This window comes from Vagococcus proximus (genome assembly GCF_029143285.1).
GTDB lineage: Bacteria > Bacillota > Bacilli > Lactobacillales > Vagococcaceae > Vagococcus_D > Vagococcus_D proximus.
Genome location: NZ_JAPDSH010000002.1, coordinates 15,658 through 39,346, shown reverse-complemented (window position 1 = coordinate 39,346; position 23,689 = coordinate 15,658). Strand labels below are relative to the sequence as shown.

General features: G+C 34.6%; 18 protein-coding genes. 1 reads left to right on the top strand and 17 read right to left on the bottom strand.

All coding sequences use genetic code 11. The features are described from left to right. Positions 1 to 77: 77 nt before the first annotated feature. Positions 78 to 965 (bottom strand): LysR family transcriptional regulator, encoded by an 888-nt coding sequence (locus OL233_RS02825; protein ID WP_275470866.1) that lies wholly within the window; start codon positions 963 to 965, stop codon positions 78 to 80. A gap of 140 nt (positions 966 to 1,105) precedes the next feature. Here OL233_RS02825 and OL233_RS02820 point away from each other — a divergent pair, with 140 nt between their 5' ends. After that, positions 1,106 to 2,296, top strand: a complete 1,191-nt coding sequence (locus tag OL233_RS02820; RefSeq protein ID WP_275470865.1) for a coenzyme F420-0:L-glutamate ligase — start codon at positions 1,106 to 1,108, stop codon at positions 2,294 to 2,296. 35 nt (positions 2,297 to 2,331) lie between these two features. On the opposite strand, the gene OL233_RS02815 is transcribed toward OL233_RS02820, so the two are convergent. From OL233_RS02815 to rbsU, 16 genes are all read right to left on the bottom strand, one after another. Further along, the gene (locus OL233_RS02815; protein ID WP_275470864.1) at positions 2,332 to 3,447 is read right to left on the bottom strand and encodes an anaerobic sulfatase maturase; all 1,116 of its coding nucleotides are present in this window, start codon (positions 3,445 to 3,447) and stop codon (positions 2,332 to 2,334) included. Positions 3,448 to 3,455: 8 nt separating this feature from the next. Continuing rightward, the gene (locus OL233_RS02810) at positions 3,456 to 4,949 is read right to left on the bottom strand and encodes a sulfatase family protein (RefSeq protein ID WP_275470863.1); all 1,494 of its coding nucleotides are present in this window, start codon (positions 4,947 to 4,949) and stop codon (positions 3,456 to 3,458) included. 101 nt (positions 4,950 to 5,050) lie between these two features. After that, positions 5,051 to 6,088, bottom strand: a complete 1,038-nt coding sequence (locus OL233_RS02805; RefSeq protein ID WP_275470862.1) for a WxLIP family cell surface protein — start codon at positions 6,086 to 6,088, stop codon at positions 5,051 to 5,053. Between the two features lie 61 nt (positions 6,089 to 6,149). Beyond that, positions 6,150 to 6,941 (bottom strand): WxL domain-containing protein, encoded by a 792-nt coding sequence (locus tag OL233_RS02800; RefSeq protein ID WP_275470861.1) that lies wholly within the window; start codon positions 6,939 to 6,941, stop codon positions 6,150 to 6,152. Positions 6,942 to 7,000: 59 nt separating this feature from the next. After that, positions 7,001 to 7,771, bottom strand: coding sequence for a WxL domain-containing protein (locus tag OL233_RS02795; protein WP_275470860.1), 771 nt, complete (start codon positions 7,769 to 7,771; stop codon positions 7,001 to 7,003). Between the two features lie 60 nt (positions 7,772 to 7,831). Then, positions 7,832 to 8,614, bottom strand: a complete 783-nt coding sequence (locus tag OL233_RS02790) for a WxL domain-containing protein (protein ID WP_275470859.1) — start codon at positions 8,612 to 8,614, stop codon at positions 7,832 to 7,834. Next, positions 8,614 to 9,078, bottom strand: coding sequence for an LPXTG cell wall anchor domain-containing protein (locus OL233_RS02785; RefSeq protein WP_275470858.1), 465 nt, complete (start codon positions 9,076 to 9,078; stop codon positions 8,614 to 8,616). The genes OL233_RS02790 and OL233_RS02785 overlap by 1 nt, the downstream gene beginning before the upstream one ends. Continuing rightward, positions 9,078 to 13,025: a lectin-like domain-containing protein gene (locus OL233_RS02780; RefSeq protein WP_275470857.1), complete on the bottom strand. Its 3,948-nt coding sequence runs from the start codon at positions 13,023 to 13,025 to the stop codon at positions 9,078 to 9,080. Before OL233_RS02780 ends, OL233_RS02785 begins: the two co-directional genes overlap by 1 nt. Positions 13,026 to 13,826: 801 nt before the next feature. Beyond that, positions 13,827 to 14,495 (bottom strand): aquaporin, encoded by a 669-nt coding sequence (locus OL233_RS02775; protein WP_275470856.1) that lies wholly within the window; start codon positions 14,493 to 14,495, stop codon positions 13,827 to 13,829. A 127-nt stretch (positions 14,496 to 14,622) separates the two neighbouring features. After that, a complete protein-coding gene (locus OL233_RS02770; RefSeq protein ID WP_275470855.1) occupies positions 14,623 to 15,639 on the bottom strand; it encodes a WxLIP family cell surface protein in 1,017 nt (338 codons plus the stop codon). 63 nt (positions 15,640 to 15,702) lie between these two features. Beyond that, on the bottom strand, positions 15,703 to 16,500 hold the full coding sequence (locus tag OL233_RS02765; RefSeq protein WP_275470854.1) for a WxL domain-containing protein: 798 nt from the start codon (positions 16,498 to 16,500) through the stop codon (positions 15,703 to 15,705). Positions 16,501 to 16,532: 32 nt separating this feature from the next. Further along, positions 16,533 to 17,294 (bottom strand): WxL domain-containing protein, encoded by a 762-nt coding sequence (locus OL233_RS02760; protein WP_275470853.1) that lies wholly within the window; start codon positions 17,292 to 17,294, stop codon positions 16,533 to 16,535. Positions 17,295 to 17,321: 27 nt separating this feature from the next. Continuing rightward, complete coding sequence (locus OL233_RS02755; protein WP_275470852.1) at positions 17,322 to 18,119, bottom strand: WxL domain-containing protein; 798 nt, start codon at positions 18,117 to 18,119, stop codon at positions 17,322 to 17,324. A gap of 1 nt (position 18,120) precedes the next feature. After that, the gene (locus tag OL233_RS02750) at positions 18,121 to 18,450 is read right to left on the bottom strand and encodes an LPXTG cell wall anchor domain-containing protein (RefSeq protein WP_275470851.1); all 330 of its coding nucleotides are present in this window, start codon (positions 18,448 to 18,450) and stop codon (positions 18,121 to 18,123) included. Continuing rightward, positions 18,447 to 22,268, bottom strand: a complete 3,822-nt coding sequence (locus OL233_RS02745; RefSeq protein ID WP_275470850.1) for a lectin-like domain-containing protein — start codon at positions 22,266 to 22,268, stop codon at positions 18,447 to 18,449. Before OL233_RS02745 ends, OL233_RS02750 begins: the two co-directional genes overlap by 4 nt. A 532-nt stretch (positions 22,269 to 22,800) precedes the next feature. After that, positions 22,801 to 23,682: a ribose/proton symporter RbsU gene (rbsU, locus tag OL233_RS02740; protein WP_275470849.1), complete on the bottom strand. Its 882-nt coding sequence runs from the start codon at positions 23,680 to 23,682 to the stop codon at positions 22,801 to 22,803. Between the last annotated feature and the right edge of the window lie 7 nt (positions 23,683 to 23,689).

Genomic DNA, 23,689 nt, shown 5'->3' with positions numbered 1-23,689 from the left:
ATTTTCGAAAACGATTATCATTATCAAGCTATTTTGATTCTTTTTAAACCCTATTTATTCTCATTTAAAACTATAGATTAAAGGCTTATACTGTCCACAAATTTTTGTGCCGCTTTTGACAATGGATAATTTTTTAAGTAAATGATTCCTACATGACGAGAGGGTATCTCTTCTTCTAATTCTAATTCTAATTCAACCAGACTCCCATCATTTAAATAGTGAGTTGAAAATTCTCTAACCACACAAGAAATCCCTAAATTAATCTTAGCAAAATCCAATACTAGATCGTATGACCCTAATTCAAAAACAGGCTTTAACATCAGCCCTTTTTTTTCTATAAACGATTCAACATATACTCTTGAATTTGCTTCTTTTTCAAGAAATATTAACGGTTGTTTTAATAATTCTTCGTAAGTCATGGTCTTTGGCAACTTCTCTCGATAATTAGGGGTGCAAACAAAAACATCATGAATCACTTTCTTGGGTAGAACTGTAATTTGTTTATCACTAACTGGCAAATGGCAGACCCCTACATCTGCTTCCCCTTCTTTTAAATAACTAACAATCTCAGTTGTCGTCCCATTCAAAATCTTTAAGTTAATCCCTGGATAATTGGCATAAAATTGCTCCAAATAAGGGAGCAAAAAATATCTAGAAATAGTATCACCAACGCCAATTCGTAATTCCCCTGTCTTCATTTCAGTAAAATTTAAAATATCATCTTCAGCTAATTCAAAACGCTTAAGCGCAATTTTGACATGTTCCTCCAGTACTTTACCCTCATTAGTCAATATAATTCCTTTAGGTGTTCGATAAAATAAAGTTACACCTAATTCTTGTTCTAATTTTGCTATTGATTGACTGACAGCTGACTGTGTCATGTAAAGCTCTTCTGATGCTTTTGAAAAACTCTTATGCTGGCTTACTATCTGAAAAATACGATACAAATCTAATTTCCCAATCACTATTAACACCCCTTATACCCTATATAACTATTATTAAGTTTACTTATAGCATAGTTATAGTCTATAGTATAGAAGTAAAGAACACAAATCATACATGGTGCTTATTAACTGATATAAGCAACCGCTAAGGAGAGAGCTAATTGGAAAGAACAGTTGGTACAACAGTCCGTGGTCTTCGTGGCCCAATTATTAATCAAGGAGACGACCTTGAAAAAATCGTGGTTGATGTCGTTTTAAATTCTGCTAAAGCTGAAAACTACAGCATTGATGATCAAGATGTCATTACAATTACAGAATCTATCGTGGCTCGTTCACAAGGAAACTACGCAACAGTTGATGATATCGCTGCTGATGTTAACGCTAAATTTGGAGATGAACCCGTTGGTATTATCTTCCCTATCTTAAGCCGTAACCGTTTCTCAATTTGTTTACGTGGTATGGCACGTGGTCTTAAAAAAGTTGTCTTAATGCTAAGCTACCCTTCAGATGAAGTAGGTAATCACTTAGTAGATATCGACGAATTAGATGAAAAAGGAATTAACCCTTGGACAGATGTGTTAACAGAAGCTGAATTCCGCGAACACTTTGGTTATAAAAAACATACATTTACAGGTGTGGATTACATCGAGTACTATAAATCATTAATCGAAGAAGAAGGCGCTGAATGTGAAGTCATCTTCTCTAACAATGCTAAAACAATCTTAGATTACACTAAAAACGTTCTAACTTGTGATATTCATACTCGTTTCCGTACAAAACGTATTTTAGAAAATAATGGTGCTGAAAAAGTTTACGCTATGAGCGATATCTTAACTGCTTCAAATAACGGTAGCGGATTTAATGAAGCATATGGCTTATTAGGTTCAAATAAATCAACAGAAACTAGCATCAAATTATTCCCTAACGATTGCCAACCTTTAGTAGAAGGTATCCAAGCTAAAATTAAAGAAGAAACTGGGAAAGATGTTGAAGTGATGGTTTATGGTGACGGTGCATTTAAAGATCCAGTTGGCCAAATTTGGGAACTTGCTGATCCTGTCGTTTCTCCAGCTTACACTGCTGGTTTAGAAGGAACGCCTAATGAAGTTAAACTAAAATACTTAGCTGATAATAACTTCGCTGACCTACGCGGTGACGAATTAAAAACGGCTATCTCAGATTACATCAAAAATAAAGATGAAGATTTAGTCGGCGCTATGGAAGCACAAGGAACAACACCTCGTCGTTTAACTGACTTAATCGGTTCATTATCTGATTTAACATCGGGTAGTGGCGATAAAGGAACACCTTTTGTCTACATCAAAGGGTATTTCGATAACTATACAAAATAATAAAAAGGAGATGATTTTAAAAATCATCTCCTTTTTCATTTCACTGAATCATTTATCAAAGTAACGAGCTCTGGTAACTTAGGTACTATTAATTTTAAGATTTCTTGGTACCCACAAAACCGTCCCGACTTATCTACATATACCGCATCTTTCATTCGTTTGCAACCTCCATGACACTGTTGCCTAAATGGACAAGTCAGACACAGCTCTGGCAGTTCTTTTCTTTCGCATATAAACTGTTTTGCGCACTCTTTACTGAATAGCTCTCGTAAAGAAGACTCTTGAATATAGCCCAATCGGTACTCATCTAACACATAAAAATCACACGGATAGACACTACCGTCCGCTTCAATTACATACTGAATCTGGCAATTGCCAACAATACCACATGCTGTGATTTTTTTTAATACCAACAGATTAATGATGTCGTCAAATAATTTTATACTGCGATAAGAACCTTCCTTTAATTCCTCATACCAACGGTTAAAAATAACATTATAAAACGCATAAAAGCCTTCTGGTTTCAAAGAAAATTCGTCCTCACCACTTGGCTTTAGCTCATCTAAACAGGGAATAAATTGGCAATACTCAATCTTCTCTTCTTGTAAAAAATTATAAACGTCATTTGCTTCTCCGACCATTTGAGTACTTACTACACAAAGAATATTAAAGGGGATATCATAGCGCCTTAATAAATGCATCCCCCCTAGTACACGGTTAAATGTTCCTTCTCCTTTAGTATCTATTCGGTAAGCATCATGTCTTGATTTAGTTCCGTCAATCGATAGGCCCACTAGAAATCTATGTTCTTTAAAGAACTCGCACCACTTTTCATTTAACAATAGACCATTCGTCTGAATGCTATAGTTCACGGTAACCTTTTTAGACTGAACTGAAATAACTTCAGCTAAATAGTTAAAGAATTTTAAACCGGCTAACGTCGGTTCCCCTCCTTGGAACGCAATAGACAAGTCATCGCCATCCTCTAAATCGACAAATATATTCTCAATCATTTTTTCTGTTGTTTCTGACGTCATTTTACCAAAAGACTTCACGTCTCTCATTGAGCTAACATCCGCATAAAAACAGTACTGACATCTAATATTACATAATGATGAGGAGGGTTTAACTAGAACAGCTATCTGTTTCATACAACTTCCTACTTTCTATTCATACGTAACTGTTTATATTCAAAAATTAAGTTATCATTGTGCTCTAACATCCAGTCATAAAGCGACTCACGCATTTCGTCTAGAGAATCTTGACTTTCACTCTCTTCAATCAAGTTAGTCAATTCATGGGGATCTTTAGATAAATTATACAACTCATCAATATCACCACAATTAAAGACATATTTCCACTCACCTTTTCGAATCATACGCTGAGAAAATAAAACACTTCCTATTCCTGAACACTCTGTTACTACTGTATCAGGCCATTCGATTTTAGCGCCTTCGATTAGTCCTTTAAATGAGCGCCCGTCACGCTGACATTCTTCCTCAGATAATCCTGCATAATTTAATATAGTCGAATAGATATCACAACTGTTTACAAACTCATTCAATTTTTGTTTAGTCGTCCCTTTTGGAGGCTTGATAATAAGAGGGATACTACACGTTTCCTCATACATAAATATTGCTTTGTCGCATAACCCATCATGAATTCCTAATGATTCACCATGGTCTGAGCTCATGATAATTAGTGTATTATCATATAAATTAGTTTCCTTTAAGTAATCAAGTAAACGTCCGATTTGATAATCAATATGAGACGTACAGGCAAAGTAATGTTTCACAGCGGGTTCAATATCAGACCATTCCTTAATGTCTCCACGTTTCACGTCATGAATGCGCGGTTTTAAGGCGTTGCCATCCTTAAAATTAGACCATTCAGGAATCGTTAGGCCATCATACAGATCTAGAAATTCTGTAGGAACAAAATAAGGTTCATGTGGTCCCCAAAAGTTCAGCTGAAAATACCATGGTTTATCTTTCTTGTTAAAATCATTTATAATATTTTTTGTTCTCTCTATAAGATAATTTTCAATTGTAGAAGCCACACCAGTTGTAATCTCACCAGCTTGATGGTCACCATAATACCCTTTGATGATATTTTCAATTTTAAATTCCTTATTATTCTCAGCTAAGTATTCTCTAAATTTTGGATAGTAATGTCCTCCAAACCCATGACCTGGAAAATCATCTCCACTGTAGCCAACACTTGTTGGTGTTGCATCATTTTTTAGCGCTAGTTCTGCAAATTCAATCGTTCCCATATATTTTTGGATATATTCATCTGATTTTACAGCCTCAACACCTGTTCCTAAATGCCATTTCCCCGTATACCCTACCTGATAGTCTTCCTTTAATAATTTCCTACTCAATAATTCTGGTGTATCAGGTAGTTCTTGAACCATATTACCGTAATTATAAGAATTCGTAATCATGCCATGGTGAATAGGATATAATCCCGTCTGAAGAGAAGCTCTGGCGGGTGTACAAATAGGACAAACTGTATAGGCGTTTTCAAACGTGATACTCTCTTCACTAAATTGGTCACTATTTGGTGTGAAACACGGTAAATCTCCGTATGCTGATAATGTATCTTTTCGCTGCTGATCTGTTAAAATGAATAAAATATTAGGTTTTGTCATAACATCCTCCAATTGTATGCGTTTTCTATAATGGTATTATACACTATTTTCGGAACGTTAAATAAAAAAAGACAGAATAACTAAGTTATTCTGTCTTTTTTTTACATATCAAATTCATTTTCTAATTCTTTAATTTTTTCTTGTTCTTTTTCTTTTTTCTTTTTAGCAAAGAAGAAGAAACCAATACCTGCTGCAACTAAGGCTGCTATAATTCCACCAATAATATAAGGCATATTATTTGGTTTTTCATTAACGTGAATTGCTGAATCATTTAATTTCTTAGCTTTTTCACGAGAGATTTCAAATTTTTCTTCCCATTTCCAAACACCATATGGCGTATCGAAAGAGAATTTAGCTGTATATGTTCCGGGAACAACATTATTGTCTCCCCATTGCATTTGATAAGGTAAGTAAGAGTTCGGTGCAATACTCATCTCCTCTTTACTTTGAGAGGCAATTTTTTCATTACCTTTAAAAACATCTAATTTAAAAATACCACGCGATAAAATATTACGTTCAGTATTTTCCAATTTAATTTGTAAATAGTTACGTTTATTTTCTTGAATATTCTCTAAAGACACGAACTCTAAGTTCGGTTTAATTTGCTCATCACTTTCAGTTAACATCACTGGGACAGTATATGAGAAACGATTTTTAAACATTTTATCTTTTTCACTATCTGCTACAGCATTAAGTACATAAATTGCACCTAATTTAATACCTTTAAAGCTCTCTTTTGGTGTTTTTAATTTAAATTCAACAACTTTAGATTCGCCAGGTTTTAATGTAACATTTTTTTCTTTAGTTGTAATAAGCCCTGAAACAGGTTCCTTCATACTATCAGGTAGGTCAACTTTTTCTTCACCATAAGCAATCACACCTTCCGGCGTTGTATACGCATCATTGATTAAAATATCAGCTGATGTTTCTTTCTTAGAGCCATTTTTAACCGTAACTTTTAGTGTGTAGTCCTTGTTAGGTTTCACCTTTAAATTAAATGATGATGTATCATTTTTGTCAATTGCATTTTCATGCGCTTCAGGTTGAACAGATAAACTATTCCCTTCTGCTAGTCCTGTAGTTGGAAATACTGCAAGGCACCCCACTACCATTGTTAAACTCATTAAAAAACGTTTCAATTATTTTCACTCCTTACAACGAAAGACAGAAGGATTGATCCTTCTGCCGTTCGAATTATTATTATTTTGCTGGTGTTGCAGCTTCAGCGAATGAAGTGCTACCAGTTAAATTCCATGTTAATGTTGAAGTGTAATCAGCTTCTGCTAATTTCACGCTATCAGTAGCTGGGATTTCTAATGTTAAGCCACTGTTTGTTTCAGTTTTTTGGATATCTTCTTTACCAAATACCATTGACCAAGTACCGCCACCTTTTTGAGCGTCAGCAGTCATGATAGTTTGACCAGTTTTGTTGAATTCAATTTGCTCTGCAATTGCAGTTGGTGCTGAAGCTTCAAGACCTTCTACATTACCAACAATACGTTTTTCGTTAACTTTGATGAAAGTTCCATCTAATGAATCTTTACCATCAGTTAAAGCAGTAGTGTCAAGACTTAACGTCCATCCTTTTTGCCCACCACGAACATCCGTTACTTGAACATATGATGTGTAGTTTACGTTAGCATCTTTAGAAGTAATAACACTTTCATTTTCTAATGACATAGCGCCAACTTTGATTTCATGATCACCGAAGTCGAAGTTTGGAGCAATGTTAATCATTAATGGACCAGACGTTTCTGGAGTTTCTCCACCTGGATTTTCTGGATTTTCAATTTCAGGTTTTTCTTCTGTTTCTCCACCTGGAGGTGTTGGTTTTTCGCCTTCGCCACCATTTTCTCCGCCGTTACCAGCGTGGAATTTAACGTGACCTTCTGTATCTAATTTAGTTGGTGAAACGTTAGCCGCTCCTGCAACTAATGAACCTGTCATTGAAGCTAATACTGTTGCTGCTACTAATAAGTTTAATTTTTTCATTTTGAAATTTCCCCTTTATTATATACTATTTTTTCGCAAAACGATAGTTATTTTAAAAACTATACTTGTGGAGTTGCTGCTGATGAAAATGTTGGAGTTCCAACTAGATCCCAAGTGATTGTTGAAGTGTATTCACCTTGAGAAGCTTTAACAGCATCTGATGCAGTAAGGTTTAATTTAACATCTTCATTTGTATCACCTGTTTGTGTTGGAGCAGAACCCATGATACCTGACCAGATTCCTTCACCAGCATTAGCTGCTGCAGACATTACTGGAGTTTGGCTACCATCAAATTTGATTGATGCAAATGTTCCAGTTGGAGCTGTTGCTTCAACGCCTTCTTCTCCCATGATGTTGAAACCTTTGATTTCAATTGAGCTTCCACCGTCTAAAGTGCTTTCGCCATTTTTAAGTTCTGTTGCTGTTGCTGATAATGACCATCCAGCATGTGTTCCACGGATATCTTTAACTTGAACAAAGTGAGTTACTTTCCCTTTGTCGTTTTCAATGATATTTTTAGCTGCAACTTCTTTAGCTTTAGCATCTAATTTAATAGTACCGAAGTCAAAGTTTGGAGCAAATGTTAACATTAAATCAGCTGTTGTTTCTGGAGTTTCTCCACCTTCACCGCCGCCTGGAGGTGTAATTTCTCCACCGCCACCTGGTGGTGTAACTTCTCCGCCATTTTCTCCACCTGTTTCTTCTTTTTCGAAGACAACTTTAGCTGTTGTATCTAATTTATCTGGTGCTACGTTTGCTGCTGATGCAACAACGCCACCTACCATTGTTGATGCTAATACTGCTACTGTTACTAAGTTTAATTTTTTCATTTTATATTCCTCCTGAGGATTATTAGTTTTAGTTTTTTATATGTTATAAGACAAATCTTATTAAACTGCTGGAGTTGCTGAAGCAGCAAATGTTGGAGTTCCTGTTAGGTTCCAAGTTAATGTTGAGTTGTAATCATCAGCTGATACTTTAGCCATATCTTTAGCTGATACGTTTAATTTAACTGATTTATTAACTGATTTTTCATTTTCAGTTGTTAATGTAGCATCTGAACCAAAGCTTGCAGTCCATGAACCTTCACCAGTTTTTTCAGCTGCTGTCATAACTGAAACGTCTGTTTGTGGGAATTTAATTGTTTGGCTAGCTTCAGCTGTTGCTTGACCTTCTGAAGTTCCTTTAGCAGTAACGTTCGCTAGGCTAATAGTAGCATCTGATAATTTCGAACCATCTTTAGCGGCGAATTCAGTAGTTGTTAATGATAAGTTCCATCCTTTATGTGTTCCACGGTTATCTAATACTTGAGCAAAATGAGCAACATCTTTGCCTTCTTTATTTTTAATTTGGTTAATTGCTGATACTGAAACATCTTTAGCTTTGATTGCTACTTCACCAAACTCAAAGTTAGGTGCAAAGTTAATCATTAATGGTGCTTTCTCTGAAGGTTGGTTTCCTCCTGGAGTTGGTACTTCAATTTCTCCGCCGCCCTCTGGAAGTTCTGGTGGCTCAACTTCTCCGCCGCCTTCACCATTGTTATCATCTTGTACGAATTTAATGTGAGCATTTGTATCTAATTTATCTGGAGCTGTATTTGCTGCTGATGCAACAACTCCTCCTACCATTGTTGATGCTAATACTGCTACTGTTACTAAGTTTAATTTTTTCATTATTTTGCACGTCCTTCATTTTTTTTAGTTTTAAATTTAAATGCAATGGCAAACATTGCACCTACTGTTACTAAACTACCTAATAATACATAAATTCCTGAGCTTTGAGTTTCACCAGTTTGTGGTAATTTACCATTCCCTGTTGAACCTGATCCATTACTTCCACCCGGGTACGCCCCATTTGGATAGTTATTTGAGCCGCTTCCAGATCCGTTACCAGATCCTCCGCCTAACCAGCCATTTCCAGAACCGCCACCCGTGTTTCCACCGTTGCCATTGCCTTCACCATTACCACTATTCCCACCATTTTCTCCATTGTTACTACCAGTATTTGGATTTTCGCCATGAAATCTCACACCTGATTTAGTATCAACGGTTGAAACAACTGTATTAGCGGCTTCTACTGAGGCTGTTGCCATAAGAAACATTGACAACAAACTAACAAACATTGCTTTTCTTTTCATTATTTGTCAGCTCCTTTCTTTGCAGAAAGTTTATCAGTGATTTTACTTAATGTATCGTTTTTGGGCTTGATATTCCAAGTGATTTCTGAAGTGTACTCCATCTCTGGAGTTCCCCATGTATGACTTGAAGCACCCACTTTAGTTTCAAAGTGTTGATCCTCACTAGATTTACCTAATGATAATTCTAATGATTTTTCATCGCCTGTTTTAATTGTTTGCTCTGAACTATTTAAGTTTAAAGCAATCGAACCATCTTTATTCATTACAAGTAAACTTAATGGTAATTCACCAGCTCGTGTATTGTTTTTATCTGTGAACGGGCTGTTTTTAACTGATAGTTCCCATCCTTTTTCTGAAGTACGACCATCTTTAATAGTAACTTTCATGTCTGTTTCAGGTTTTAATTGAGCTTCTTTTGCTTGTAATTTACCTTTGTAAGATAAGTCACCTTCAACATCCACATCTAAATCACCGTCAATTACCGTTACATTAACTTGTTTCTCAACTTCATAAATTGGGTTTGGATTTTCTTCAGCTTTAGCTTTTTTGTATTCTTTATCTGTTAAGAATTTAACTTTGAATTTAAGAGGTGTGACTGGTTTCCCATTTCTTGATTCTTCACCTTCTTCAGGTTTCTCAACTTCTAATTGGTAACGAAGTTTTAATAAGGTTGGGTAAATTCCTGGTTTATAATCTAATCCTTTGTACTCCGAAACGATAAACTCTGAAATATCAGTTTCTGTTAAATCTTCCTCGCGGTAGATACCTTCCCATCCACCAGCTTCAACTAATACTTGTGTTAGTAATTCTTTTTCAAGTAATTTTTCAGCTTCCGGATCTTTGATTTCTCCGCTCATTACTGTAACGTCTTCAGCACGTAACTCGATACGATCTTTTGGATCTACTACGTATAATTCAGTTGCAATAGTTTCATTAACATTCCCTGAAGGATCCTCCAAATGAATTTTAACTTTATGAGGAGCACCGTTTGTTAATTGTTGTAGATTTTTACGGAATAGATCCTCATCTACTAGCTCAACTTTGATGTCTTCCGGGTTAACCGTTGGGTTCGTATCTTCAATATCTGTTACGAATAACATCGGATCAACCTCAATTGATTCTGCTTCTTTTTTAGTTCGTTTAAACGTTGTAACTGGTGCTTCTTTTGTCCCTGTAGGAGCAGTTTTATCTAATACTTCTTTAGAAGCTACAGAAATAATGTCCTGTTTATCAGCATCAGCCGGGACAAGTTTCGCACGAATACGGTTAGAGGCAGTAAATTTCTTACCATTAGTTTGTGTGAATGTATACGAACGTTCAGCCCCTGTACCTGTTACTGGTACGACTTCACCTTCAACTGCATCATCACCTGTCAGAATTACTTTTAACTTCATGTCTTTATAAGGATCTTTAATTTTTGAAATATTCCCAAAAACCTTGTCATTATTTCCATCGATATCGCTATCTGTTAACATATTTTCAATAGTCATTTCAGCACTCATCGGTGTTTGTTTGATTGTGTACTGTAAAAGATCACTTAAGAAACTGTCATTTTTACCATAGTAGCGGACATTTTCTTTAGCTAATAAGTCTACATCGGTAGGCTCTATGTCTACTTTAAAACGAGTCATTACTTTAGTTGGTCCCTCTAAAGAAATTGTTTTATTTAACTTACCTGTAATATCATTTTTAGTACGAACGATTTCATCAGGATTATTATCGTCTAACTTTTCCCATGTTTTCCCTTCATCAAATGATACTTCATATGAGTTATTAACATATTGACCATACGGTGTAATTGTAGAAATAATTTCTGGATTTAACCAACTTTGTTTACCTGAGATATATTCTACTGATGTTTGATAAGTTAATTTAGTTCCAGCATCTACATCAGCAATTTTTGTTTTATCGCCATCTTTATAGATTGATTGGCCTGCTTCATCTAAAATATCTTCTTCATGTTTAACATTGATTAAATCAGGAATTTGTTTAAATACAACTGCTTGTGTTGATGCTTTTTTACCTGTTGCAGCTGTAAAGCCCCAACGAATATTTTTAACATCAGCTTTAGGATCAATTCCTAACGCTTGGAAATCTAGGGCTCTAACCGTTTTAACTGTTTTCCCATCAAATTTCAGCTCCATCGTTCCCATGTCTTTTTTATCATCATGTTGACTTGGCGCTAAGTATTTCACTGTAAAGTCATGCCACTTACCATTCGCAAGGTTTTGTTTAGACCCATCGAATAATGATTGTGAATAGAACATAGTGTCATGGTTAATTACAGGATAATTTTTAAACCAACTTGAATATGACATAATTGGTAGCGCATCTGTTTTCTTCTTATTGTAGTAGAAGTTACCATCGCTAAGTAATCCTTCACGTGGAGAAAGTGCATTAGGGTCTGTATTGGCTGGAACTTTTTCTACTCCCTGCCATCCACCTTTATAACCAGCTGGTGCTTTCATGTAAGGCGTATCTGGGTAGAAATCTAATTGGTAGCCTGGAAGCAGTCCTTTGCCTGCTGGATTATCATATGCTGGATAACTTGCTGCAATATGTTGTTTAGCCGAACGATTATAATAAGTTTTATAACCTGTACGAATAATTGGGAAAGGAATTAATCCACCAGTCCAACCATTTTTTTGACTGACTTTCATACGAGGCATTCTTTTATCAAGTGTTCCTCTATTTGTATGAGTATCGAACTCAACAGCGAAACTATTTTGAATAGATTCTTTCTTGAAGACATCAGTTGTATGAGCAGGGTCGCCATAAACACCTAATGAAGCTCCACCTTTACCGATAGCTTTAGTACCTTGAACTGAATCATTTTGTAAAACGAATGCCATACCATCTGCAGCGTCCGCTTCATTACCACCTAGGTATAGACTCATTTCAGCTTCAAAATCATGCTCTAAATCAATTTTCATTGCATCTGTTGACCAGATTGAACTTACTTGATCTTTACCTGCATTCTTTTCGCTATCTGTCATAACCACGATATCAGTATTCGTTACTTTTTCTTTAGTAATGTAAGCATTACCTTGGATATCTTTAGTTGCAAAAATATCATTTAAAGCAAGACCGCGTGGTGCTTTGCTAATAATATCCTCTGTTGGTTGTTCAGGAGTTTTTTTGAACGTTTCTGGAGCATAAGACTCAAGGTCTTTCGCTTCATCTTTATCTCCATTTTTTGTTAATTCTTTAAGGCCGGATTCCGTTAGAACACCATCAACGATGAAGTCATCTGGATCAGTACTTAATTCTTTATCTTTAGATTCTTTATCCTTAGATGGTTTTTCTTCTTTCTCAGTTAGTTGAGACCCTTCTTTATTAGTAGAAACGTCTTTTTCTTCTGATTTTGAAGACTCCTCCTTAGTTCCTTCTGTCTCTACAGATAACTCTGTTTTAGCTTCACTCTCAGTTTCTTTACTTTCTGAGTTTTTTGAGCTTTCTGAAGATTTAAGCGCAGTTTCTTCTGTTTGGCTAGAGGATACTTCTCTCTCATCTTTACTTTCAGATGTTACTGTTTCTTTTTTCTCTGTAGTATTAGCAGGTAGTTCATTTGGTATTTCTAACTCTTCTTTAGTTTCTTTAGCAAAAGCCTCATCCATTATTTTGATTAATTTCGGATGTTCTTTATCTAAAGCCTTAGTCAAGTCAGCGAACTTCTCTGAAAACTCAGTAAATTCTTTTTTATCTTTGATAGAAATATCTTCTAACATTTTTTTAGCTTTTACTGCATCTTCTTTCAGCTCTTTCTTCATTTCTTTCAGATTACTTAGATAATCTAATGTGAATAACATGTACTCTCTACGTTCGCTATCTTTAAATTTCTCTAACATATTTTCATGTTCAGCTGAACCTACATAGCCTACTGCAACAGAACTGATTGGTGAACCTAACATTACACCTAGTGACATTAAACAAATAAATTTCTTCATTTTTTGCTCCTTTCTTAACTTTTTCCATACAATTTTTGATTGTATAATAAGTCCATTTAATGAACGAATACGCAACAACGACTATCTTTGATTAATAAATTAACGTTATTTGAACTAAATAACAATATAAAACTCATAAGACGTCTAAACACACCATTCTTACCGCTTAATAGTGAGTATTTATTGAATATCCTGCGTCCCCAAACACATATTAAACTTTCCGTAAATCATTGTAGCACGTTTAAAAATGACGGTCTATCCGTTTTTTTCTTTTTTTCACAAAAATGAAAATTATACTATAAAATTTTACTTTTTTTTTATATTTTTTTTTTAAAACTTGTTATTTTTTTACAAAAAAAATAACATTTTTAACCCACTTTTATAAAAAAAAATGTCACCTCTTGTTCATTTACGTTCCTTTAAAGAACTTTTACCTAAAAAACGTCTATTTGTTTTTTTGGATATATTTTTTCGGAAACTATTAAAACCCAAAAAACCGACTCTATATTTTTTTTTTACCTAGAAATAATCCACCTACTAAAAACCCTTTAAAATCAACGTTTATTCCAGTTTTTTTTAAAAAAATTCAAAAAAACTGGAATAAAAATCTCACATTTTTCAGATGAATTTCCTGATTTTTTTAATACTATCTTCACTATACTATGACATTTTTTAGACACATCTATTTATTATCTAATTGAATTTAGTTTTAACAAAAGTGGCTATTTACGTATAATTATTATACTGAAAGCAAATGAAAACAAAAAAACACCAAGCTTTCGCTTGGTGTTTTTTTGTTTATTATGCTTCTTCTGAAGATAAAACGAATTTACCAACTATTGCAGCTAAAGCAGCTCCAACCATCGGTGCTACAATAAATACCCATAATTGTGATAATGCTTCTCCACCAGCAAATAAAGCTGGTCCAATACTACGAGCTGGATTAACAGATGTCCCTGTCATTGGAATACCTAATAAGTGAATTAGGATTAATGTAAATCCAATAACTAAGCCTTCCATTTTGTTAATACCGTGTTTACCGGTTACTGTTACAATAACTAGTACAAATACAAATGTTAAAATAACTTCAGCAATGAATGAACCTAGACCACCTAATGTTCCAAATGAATTTTGACCCATATTAGTTGTTTCAAGACTTGATGTTGATAAAAAGTAGAATAATGTTGCAGATCCTAAAATAGCACCTACCACTTGGCTTACCATGTAAACTAATCCTTCTTTAACATCCATACGCTTGTTAACGATCATTGATAATGTCACAGCTGGATTGATGTGACATCCTGACACAACACCAATAGTATATGCCATCGCAACGATTGATAAACCAAAAGCAACTGATACGCCTAAAATACCAACACCATCAGCGCCTCCACCTAAAACTGCAGTTCCTGTACCGAATAAAACTAAAACAAATGTACCAATAATTTCAGCAATAATTTTTTTTGCCATACTATCTCTCCCCTTCTTGTTCATTTATCGATTGTAAAACAAACTAAGATGGAATTGCAAATGTTTTTTTATATTTTCAGAAATTTCTCATTTAATGCCATTTTTAATAACTGTATGTACTCTAGATTTAGCTGATTTTATTTTTATCATTATCTTTTTGTCTTTTCATCCAAAGATACCAAATTATCATAAATAAAATAATAAATAGAAGAAGACTCCCACCTAGTATGTAACCTAAATATGATTTTTGTTCTGTCACATGAATAGCTGAATCGTTCATATTTTTTGCTTCTTTTTTTGAAATATCAAAACTTTTATCCCACTTCCACATCCCATATGGTGTATCAAATGAGAATTTCGCAGTATAAGTCCCAGAGACTACATTGTTATCACCCCACTGCATTTGATAAGGCAAATATGAATTAGGAGCAATACTCATCTCTTCCTTACTCTGAGAAGCAATTCTCTTCTCCCCTTTAAATAACTCAAGCTTAAAAATACCACGTGATAAAATATTCCGTTCTGTATTTTCTAGTTTTATTTGTAAGTAATTTCGTTTATTTTCTTGTATATTCTTTAACGATATAAACTCTAAATTAGGCTTGATTTGTTCCTCACTTTCAGTAAGCATTAGGGGAACTGTATAAGAAAAACGATTTTTAAACATTTTTCCCTTTTCACTATCAGATACTGCATTTAAAACATAAATTGCTCCTAACTTAATCCCTTTAAATTCTTTTTTAGGAGCTTTCAAAGAAAAAAGAATTTCCTTCGTCTCCTCGGGATCCAGATCAATTGATTTCTCTTTTGTTGTCACCAACTTAGAAATAGGATCAATCATACTTTCTGCCAACTCAACGTCATTCTCTCCATAAGCAACAACCCCCTCTGGTGTTGTATAGGCATCATTAATAAAAATATCTGCTGATGTTTTACTCTTTGAACCATTTCTTACTTTAATTTTTAAATCATAATTTTCATTCGGTATTACTTTTAAATTAAAAGATGAGGTATCTTTTTTATCAATAGCATTTTTATGAGGTTCAATTTGAACAGATAAACTATTTCCTTCAGCCATACTTCTATTAGGTATAGATACCATAGCCCCTAGTGTAATAGTTAAAAATATAATCATTTTTTTCATTTTTATGTCACTCCTTAATAATGAAAGGCAGAAGGTTTTCACCTTCTGCCTTTCGTTGTATAACTATGCTGGTGTTGCTGCTTTTGCAAATGATGTACCGCCTGTTAGATTCCATGTTAATGTTGATGTATAATCAGAAGCTGCAACTTTAATACTATCAGTTGCAGGAATTTCTAATGTTACACCACTATTTGATTGAGTTGATTGAATATCTTCTTTACCAAATACCATTGACCACGTACCGCCACCTTTTTGAGCGTCAGCAGTCATAATCTCTTGACCTTTTTTATTGAATTCAATTTTATCTACTGATGAAGATGGCGCAAAAATTTCTAAGCCTTCATTATTAGAAACAATACGTTTATCATTCACTTTAATATATGTTGCATCTAAACTATCATCACCTGATGCTAAAGCTGTCGTATCAAGACTCAACGTCCAACCTTTTTGACCACCACGTACATCTGTTACTTGCACGTATGATGTGTAGTTAACCGCATCATCTTTCGATTTTATAACACTTTCGTTTTCTAATGACATAGCCCCAACTTTAATTTCATGATCCCCAAAGTCAAAGTTAGGTGCTAAGTTAATCATTAGTGGTCCTGAAGTTTCAGGTGTATTTCCTCCTGGATTGGGAACAATAACTTCAGGTTTTTCATTTTCACCTTCTCCACCGCCACCTGGTGGTGTTGGTTTTTCATTTTCACCACCACCTTCACCGCCGCCATTACCTGGGTGAAATTTAACGTGACCTTCTGTATCTAACTTTGTCGGTGAAACATTAGCTGCTCCTGCTACTAATGATCCTGTCATTGATCCTAAAATTGTCGCTACTACTAATAAGTTAATTTTTTTCATATCTATTTCCCCTTTTATAGTTAGTTAATTATTTATGCTTTAGGTGTTGCTGATAAAACATCTCCTGGCGCTCCCACTAAATTCCATGTAATTGTTGATGTGTATTCTCCAAGAGAAGCTTTAACAGCATCCGTACCTGTTAAGTTTAATTTAACATCATTATTCAACTCTTCTGTCTGAGTACTGTTCTTACCCATAATACCTGACCAAACACCTTCTCCTGCTTCTGCTCCTGCTAACATAACATCTGTCTGATTACCATCGAATTTAATTTCATTAAAAGTACTTGTAGGTGTAGTCGCCATGTTTCCTTCTTCACCTTTTACATTGAAACTGCTAATTTGAATTGAGCTTCCACCATCTAAAACGCTATCGCCATTTTCTAAAGCTGTTGCAGTCGCTGACAATGACCAACCAGTATGTGTTCCACGTACATCTTTTACCTGTACAAAATGAGTCACTTTTCCAGCTTCATTTTCAATAATATTTTTTGCTGACACTTCTTTTGCCTTAGCATCTAATTTAACTGTACCAAAATCAAAATTAGGTGCATATGTAATCATCAAATCAGAAGTTGTTTCGGGAGTCTCTCCACCAGGTCCTGGTTCAATTTCCCCACCGCCACCTGGTGGTGTTGGTTTCTCTGTATTTTCTCCTCCTGTTTCAACTTTTTCAAATTCAACTTTAGCTGTTGTATCCAATTTATCTGGTTCTTTATTCGCTGCTGATGCTACTACGCCACCTACCATTGTCGATGCTAAAACTGCTAGTGTTACTAAATTAATTTTTTTCATTGTTAATTCCTCCTATTTTATAATTTTTTAAACTGCTGGTGTTGCTGCTACTGCATATACTGAATTACCTGTTAAGTTCCATGTTAATGTTGCTGTATAGTCTACAGCAGATACTTTAGCCATGTCTTTTGCTGAAATGTTTAATTTAACATCTGGATTAACGATTTTATCTTCTTTTTCTATTAAAGTTGCAGCCGATCCAAAGTTAGCTGCCCATGACCCCTCACCAGCTTTTGCTTCAGCTGTCATAACGGTAACATCCGTTTGTGGGAAGTTAATTGTTTGATTTGATTCAACATTAGCTTTTCCTTCAGATTCACCTTTAGCTGTTACATTAGTTAAGCTTATTGATGCATCGTCTAATGTTGTAGCGTCTTCTCCTTCAGCACTTTTAAAATCAGTCGTTGTTACTGTTAAGTTCCAACCTTCATGTGTCCCACGGTTATCTAATACTTCTGCAAAATGTGCGACATCCTTTCCATCTACATCAGTAATTTGATTTTCAGCAGGTACAGCGATTGTTTTAGATTGAATTTTAACTTCTCCAAATTCAAAATTTGGTGCAAAATTAATCATTAATGGTGCTTTTTCTGACGGTTGGTTTCCTCCTGGACTAGGAACAATAACCTCTCCGCCACCTTCTGGGCCTTTAGGCGGTTCAACTGTTCCCCCACCTTCTCCACCATTATCATCTTGAACAAATTTTACATGTGTTGTTGTATCTAAATCTTGTGGTCCTTTACCAGGTTCAGCCGCTGAAACTGCGACTCCACCTAAAATAGTTGATACTAATGTAGCTACTGCCAAAAATTGAATTTTTTTCATACTATGACACATCCTTATTTTTATTGTTTTTTTTATTAAAAAAGTAACCTACTAAACCACTTGCTAAAATGAAACTACCACTTATTTTATAACCTAACGAAGCCTTTACTTCCCCTGTTTGAGGGAGATTTCCTTTTTGACTCGAGCCTTCAGACGACCCTTTATGCGCTGTATCGTCATTGCCTTGCTCCAATTTATTTGGATTTTCTCCATGAAATTTGACACCTGATTTAGTGTCTACAGTAGAAATAACCGTTGTTGCGGCATGAACAGTTGCACTAAAGAAACAACAAGAAATGACTAAGCTCATAATTGCTCTTTTTACTGTCATGAATTGTCAGCCCCTTTCTTTCCAGAAAGTTTTTCCACTAGCGTAGTTAACATCTGATTTTCGGGCTTGATATTCCATGTTAACTCGGAAGTAAATGTATCGCTTTCTGTTGCCCAAGAGTGACTAGAAGCTCCCACAGCTGTATCCAATCGCTGCTCATTACCTTCACCTTTACCCAAAGGAAGGACTAGTTGTTTTTCATTACTTGTTTTAATGGTTTGTTCTGATGTTGTTAGATTAGAAAGTGTATTGCCATCCTTATCGACCAACAACAGATTCAATGGTAAATCATCTTTTATTTGCTGCTCATTTTCTAAGAACTTACTATTTTTAACAGTTAGGTCCCACCCATTTTGAATATAACGTTCGTCTTGAACTGAAATAGAAAAATCATTCAGAGGTGGTAATTGTTCAGACTTAGACTGAAGGGTTCCTTTGTAAGATAGGTCTCCTTCAATATCAAGAGTTAACTCACCATCTTTCACATGAACTTTAATCATTTTTTCTTTTTTATATACAGTTTGGCCTTGCTTCCTAGCAAGGTCTGCTTCTTTAGGTTTCAAGAATTTCAGATGCATCCCCCATCTATTTCCATGACTAAGACCATCTTCTTCTTCCTCTTCACCTTCTTGTGATTCTGTATACTCTAATGACAAATTAACATCATATGATCCTGGTAAATAATCTAATTTAGTATAATCTGGTTGTATAAATTCAGCGATTGACGTTTCTGTTAAGTCTTCTTCTCTGAATATAGCATCCCAATGTCCTTCTTCTGTTAATACTTGTGTTATAACGGACTCATCAGGGTTTAATTGAATAGTGTCCGTATCCCCAATATCAACACTTTTAACTGTTACTTCATCATCTGCTAGTAAATCTACACGATCATCTTCGTCAACAACTTTAAGTTCAGTTTCAACAGATTCATTTATATTGCCAGCTGGATCCTCTAGTTTCAACTTAATTTTATAAGGCTCACCTTCTGATACTTTTTGTAAATTTTTCTTTAGTGCTTTTTCATCTACAAAAGACGCAACAATATCATCTAACTTAACAGTTGGATTAGTATCTTCAAGATTATTTACAAACATATAAGGATCTAATTCCATTGATTCAACTTCTTTAGAAGTTCTTACAAAGGTTGTAATCAAATTTTCGGCTTCACCTGTTGGCGCAGTTTTATCTAATACTTCCTTAGAAGCTACTGCAATAATATTATCTTTATCTGCATCCTTCGGAACTAGCTTTGCTCTAATTCTATTTGATGCTGTAAAACGTTTATCCTTAGATATAAACTCAAATAACTTCGTTCCATCTTTTCCATCAGTTACTTCTACAACTTGTCCATCAACCGCTTCATCACCAGATAACCTAATCTCTAAAGGAAGGTTTTGATACGGTTCCTCTATATTATTGATTTCACCACTGACTTTATGACTACTTTCAGCACTATCTAAATCAGTTAACTCTCCGATAATTGTCATATCAGCTTTCATCGTACTCGCCATAATTTTATATGCCAATTTAGCTCCACCAAAACTAGCATTATTACCGTAATACATCGTTTTAGAAGATACTTGTACATCTGTATCAGTCGGTTCTATATCTACTTTAAACCTAGATATTACTTTATCTGGACCTTCTGATGTAATCGTTTTTGGTAGTTTTGCTATAAGTTGATATGGTGTCAAAATCAGTTTCTTATCAGAGAATTTCTCCCACGTTTTCCCATCATCATACGATAACTCATAAGAATCTTTTACATATGAAAAATAATCAGTCATCGGAGACATTATTGATGGATTTAACCATTGTTGCTTACCCGATACGTACTTAACCGAATTTTGATAGATTAATTGACTACCCGGTATAACTTCTGGAACCTTTGTTTTATCGCCATCTTCATAGATAGATTGTCCTGATTCATTTAAAATATCTTCCTCATGCTCTACTTCGATTAAATCTGGTACCTGTTTGAAAACAACAGCTTGTGTTGAACCTTTTTTACCAGTAGCTCCTGTAAAGCCCCATCTTATTTCTTTTTTCTTAGAATTACCATCGATGTTTAGAGCTTCTAAATCTAAACGACGAACAGTTTTGACCACTTTTCCATCAAAAGTTAGCTCTAACATTCCCGCATCCTTTTTATCAGGATGTTTTCTAGGTGTCAGATATTTCACTTTAAAATCATGCCATTTACCATTCGATAGATTCTGCTTCGTCCCATCAAATAGCGATTTAGAACTAAACATCACGTCATGATTAATAATCGGGTATTTTTTGAACCAACTCTTATAAGAAAAAAGCGGTCGTCTATCACTCTTAAATCGATTAGCAATCCAATTTCGTTCTCCCAGTATACCGTCTTTTTTATTCTTTTTAGTTGGATCACTATTTTTAGAACTTCCTGCGGGATACTTCATTTTAGGAACATCTGGATAAAAATTTTGATCTTCCGTTGTTAAACCATTTTTTCTATCAAATGCTGGATAGGTCGCTCCTATATGTTGTTTACTTTGTCGGTTATAGTAAGTTTTATAGCCCGTAGATAATAGCGCACCTAACATATTTTTAGTTTCTATCTTATGTCTCGATACACGTTTATCTAATGTAGATCCATTATGATGTGTGTCAAATTCAACTACAAAACTATTTTGTATAGATCCCTTTTTAAATTCTTCAAAAGTTGCATTAGGGTTGCCATATACTCCTAAACCTGCACCACCGTGCCCAATTGCTTTAGTCCCTTGAACTTCATCATTTTGTAGGACAAAAGCCATACCATCACCTGCATCAGCACCATTTCCACCCAGATATAAACTCATCTCTGCTTCAAAATCGTTTTCCAAATCGATCTTCATATTATCTGTTGACCATATTGCACCAACTTGGTCTTTTCCATTATTTTTTTCCTTATCCGTTATAAAAACAATATCCGTATCAGTATCTTCAACTTTTTCAATATAGGTATCGCCTTGCCTATCTTCTACTGCGAAAATATCATCTAAAGCTATACCTCTAGGTGCTGTTTTTATAATTTCATCAGTTGGCTTTTCAGGTGTTTTTTTGAAAACTTCTGGTGAGTACTCTTTTTCATCATTTTCTTGATCAATGACACCTTCAGTTGCTAAGTCCTTAAGACCAGCTTCTGTAAGTTCACCATCCAATAGAAAATCATCTTCATTATCCGTGATAACGGCAGGTTCTTCTTCAATGATTTCAATTGAATCTTCTATTTTTTCTTCAACTGAAGATGAATAACTACTACTCGATAAATTTTCAGAAGATAACGTTTCTATAATTCCTTCTTCTGATTCACTAGATTCAGAATTTAAAATTTCACTCTCTTCGGTATCAATAATCTCTTCTGTACTTGATAAAGTAGAGCGTTCTTCTGTTTCTTTCACTTCCATCTCAGTACCTTCTGTATTAGCTGTCAGATCAGAGTAGAGAGCTTTATTTTTTTCCTCATACAAGTGATTCAATGTCTTCACTAAATCCGGATGCTCTTTAGTTAAACCGTCCAACAAAATTGAAAATTTTGAAGAATAATCATCAATGGCTATTTTATCTTCAAGTGATAGTTTCTCTAAAATAATTTTAGCACGATTAGCATAATCCTTTTGTTCATCTTTAATTCCTTCTAAATTAATCAAATAGTCCAAAGTAAATAGCATAAACGTCTTATGTTCTTTGCTACTTTCTTTTCCTTGAGTAGCATGTTGTTCTGATATTTCCACAGTCGTTACAGCTACTGAACTTAACGGTGCACCCATTACAATTCCTACAGACAGTAAACACATAAATTTCTTCATTTCTTCACTCCTTTCTTAAAAAAATTATGACTAAACTTAGTCCTGTTGACCTCCCCTGATTAGACGTGCTTACTACTACAATGATAATCTACTATATAATTTTATATAAAATTATTAATCACTTGATATATCACACGTTCTCTTCACTAGGCCAACAAGCATCATTGTAGCATGATTGATATTTTTGTATATTTTAGACATAGTATGAATTCCCTATAAAAAAGCCATTATCGCAAGTCTTTCATTCTCTTTCTGACGGTATCGTCTAAAAAAAAATATTTAGCTCTATTTATAAAAGACATATAAATAATTTGTGAATAATTATAAAATAACTATATACCCTTATCATCAAAAAACAGAAAATTAGGCTTTTTCTTTTTTTTGTTATCATATAATAAATAAAAAAATAAGAAAAAATTCATTTTTAAGTCATATTCAAGCTTTTAACATATTTTAAATCTCTAATTTATCCGTATTTTCTATTTTTTAAAATAAAAAAAGCACCCGATTTCTCGAGTGCTTTATCTATATATTATATTAAAACAGTAACTGTTGCTGCTACGATAATTAAAACTAAACCTAACATCGTCACACGCATTTCTTTCGGTGTTTTCTTTTGACCTAAGAACCAAATACCTGTAAGTGTTGCTAAAATAACAGATGTTTGAGATAAGATAAATCCTGTTGCTAACCCGTTCATATCTGGTTGTGCAGAAATTAAATATGTTAATGCTGCAAAAGCAAAGAAGAATCCAGAAAAAATATGTTTATATGAAACAGCTTCAGTAAATGCTGATTTCTCTTTTGTTGATAAGAATGCTGCATAGATGATAGCTACTAATAACATACCAATTGCTTGTGGTAAGAATGATTGCATCCCATCTAAGTTTGTCGCTTGAGGAGCTGCTGAGTATGCCCAGTAACCAATCTCACCAATTGCTAAGTAAATAACTGCTTTTTTAAGAACAGATGCGTTTTCTTCACTCTTTTCTTCTGACCATACAGTAAGAGCTGCACCAATAACGATTAAAACTAATGCTAAACCACCAAGGACTTTAGCAGTCACACCAGGCCAGTTACCTAATGCAATAACACCCCAAAGTGATGCTCCTAATAATTGGAAAGCTGTTGTGATTGGCATTGCACGAGATGACCCGATCATACCGAATGATTTGAAGGTGATGATTTGAGCAGATGCCCAACCCACACCAGATAAAATAGCAAAAACTAAATCCATACCACTTGCCAAACCAATACCTTTTACCATTGCAAAAATTAAAGCAAAGATAAATGTTCCTAATGTTGACCCTAAAATTTGGTTAACTGGTCTTCCACCAATTTTTGAAGCTATAGTTGGGTATAAACCCCAACCTAGTAGTGGCCCTAAGCCAATTAATAACGCTGTAACGTTCATCTATGTC

Excerpts from the sequence above, each read along its gene's own strand:
- OL233_RS02815 (WP_275470864.1), bottom strand. The coding sequence starts at position 3,447 with ATGAAACAGATAGCTGTTCTAGTTAAACCCTCCTCATCATTATGTAAT.
- OL233_RS02790 (WP_275470859.1), bottom strand. The coding sequence starts at position 8,614 with ATGAAAAAATTAAACTTAGTAACAGTAGCAGTATTAGCATCAACAATG.
- OL233_RS02800 (WP_275470861.1), bottom strand. The coding sequence starts at position 6,941 with ATGAAAAAATTAAACTTATTAGTAGCAGCAACAGTATTAGCTTCAATG.
- OL233_RS02780 (WP_275470857.1), bottom strand. The coding sequence starts at position 13,025 with ATGAAGAAATTTATTTGTTTAATGTCACTAGGTGTAATGTTAGGTTCA.
- OL233_RS02750 (WP_275470851.1), bottom strand. The coding sequence starts at position 18,450 with ATGACAGTAAAAAGAGCAATTATGAGCTTAGTCATTTCTTGTTGTTTC.
- OL233_RS02775 (WP_275470856.1), bottom strand. The coding sequence starts at position 14,495 with ATGGCAAAAAAAATTATTGCTGAAATTATTGGTACATTTGTTTTAGTT.
- rbsU (WP_275470849.1), bottom strand. The coding sequence starts at position 23,682 with ATGAACGTTACAGCGTTATTAATTGGCTTAGGGCCACTACTAGGTTGG.
- OL233_RS02745 (WP_275470850.1), bottom strand. The coding sequence starts at position 22,268 with ATGAAGAAATTTATGTGTTTACTGTCTGTAGGAATTGTAATGGGTGCA.
- OL233_RS02765 (WP_275470854.1), bottom strand. The coding sequence starts at position 16,500 with ATGAAAAAAATTAACTTATTAGTAGTAGCGACAATTTTAGGATCAATG.
- OL233_RS02770 (WP_275470855.1), bottom strand. The coding sequence starts at position 15,639 with ATGAAAAAAATGATTATATTTTTAACTATTACACTAGGGGCTATGGTA.
- OL233_RS02795 (WP_275470860.1), bottom strand. The coding sequence starts at position 7,771 with ATGAAAAAATTAAACTTAGTAACAGTAGCAGTATTAGCATCAACAATG.
- OL233_RS02810 (WP_275470863.1), bottom strand. The coding sequence starts at position 4,949 with ATGACAAAACCTAATATTTTATTCATTTTAACAGATCAGCAGCGAAAA.
- OL233_RS02760 (WP_275470853.1), bottom strand. The coding sequence starts at position 17,294 with ATGAAAAAAATTAATTTAGTAACACTAGCAGTTTTAGCATCGACAATG.
- OL233_RS02785 (WP_275470858.1), bottom strand. The coding sequence starts at position 9,078 with ATGAAAAGAAAAGCAATGTTTGTTAGTTTGTTGTCAATGTTTCTTATG.
- OL233_RS02755 (WP_275470852.1), bottom strand. The coding sequence starts at position 18,119 with ATGAAAAAAATTCAATTTTTGGCAGTAGCTACATTAGTATCAACTATT.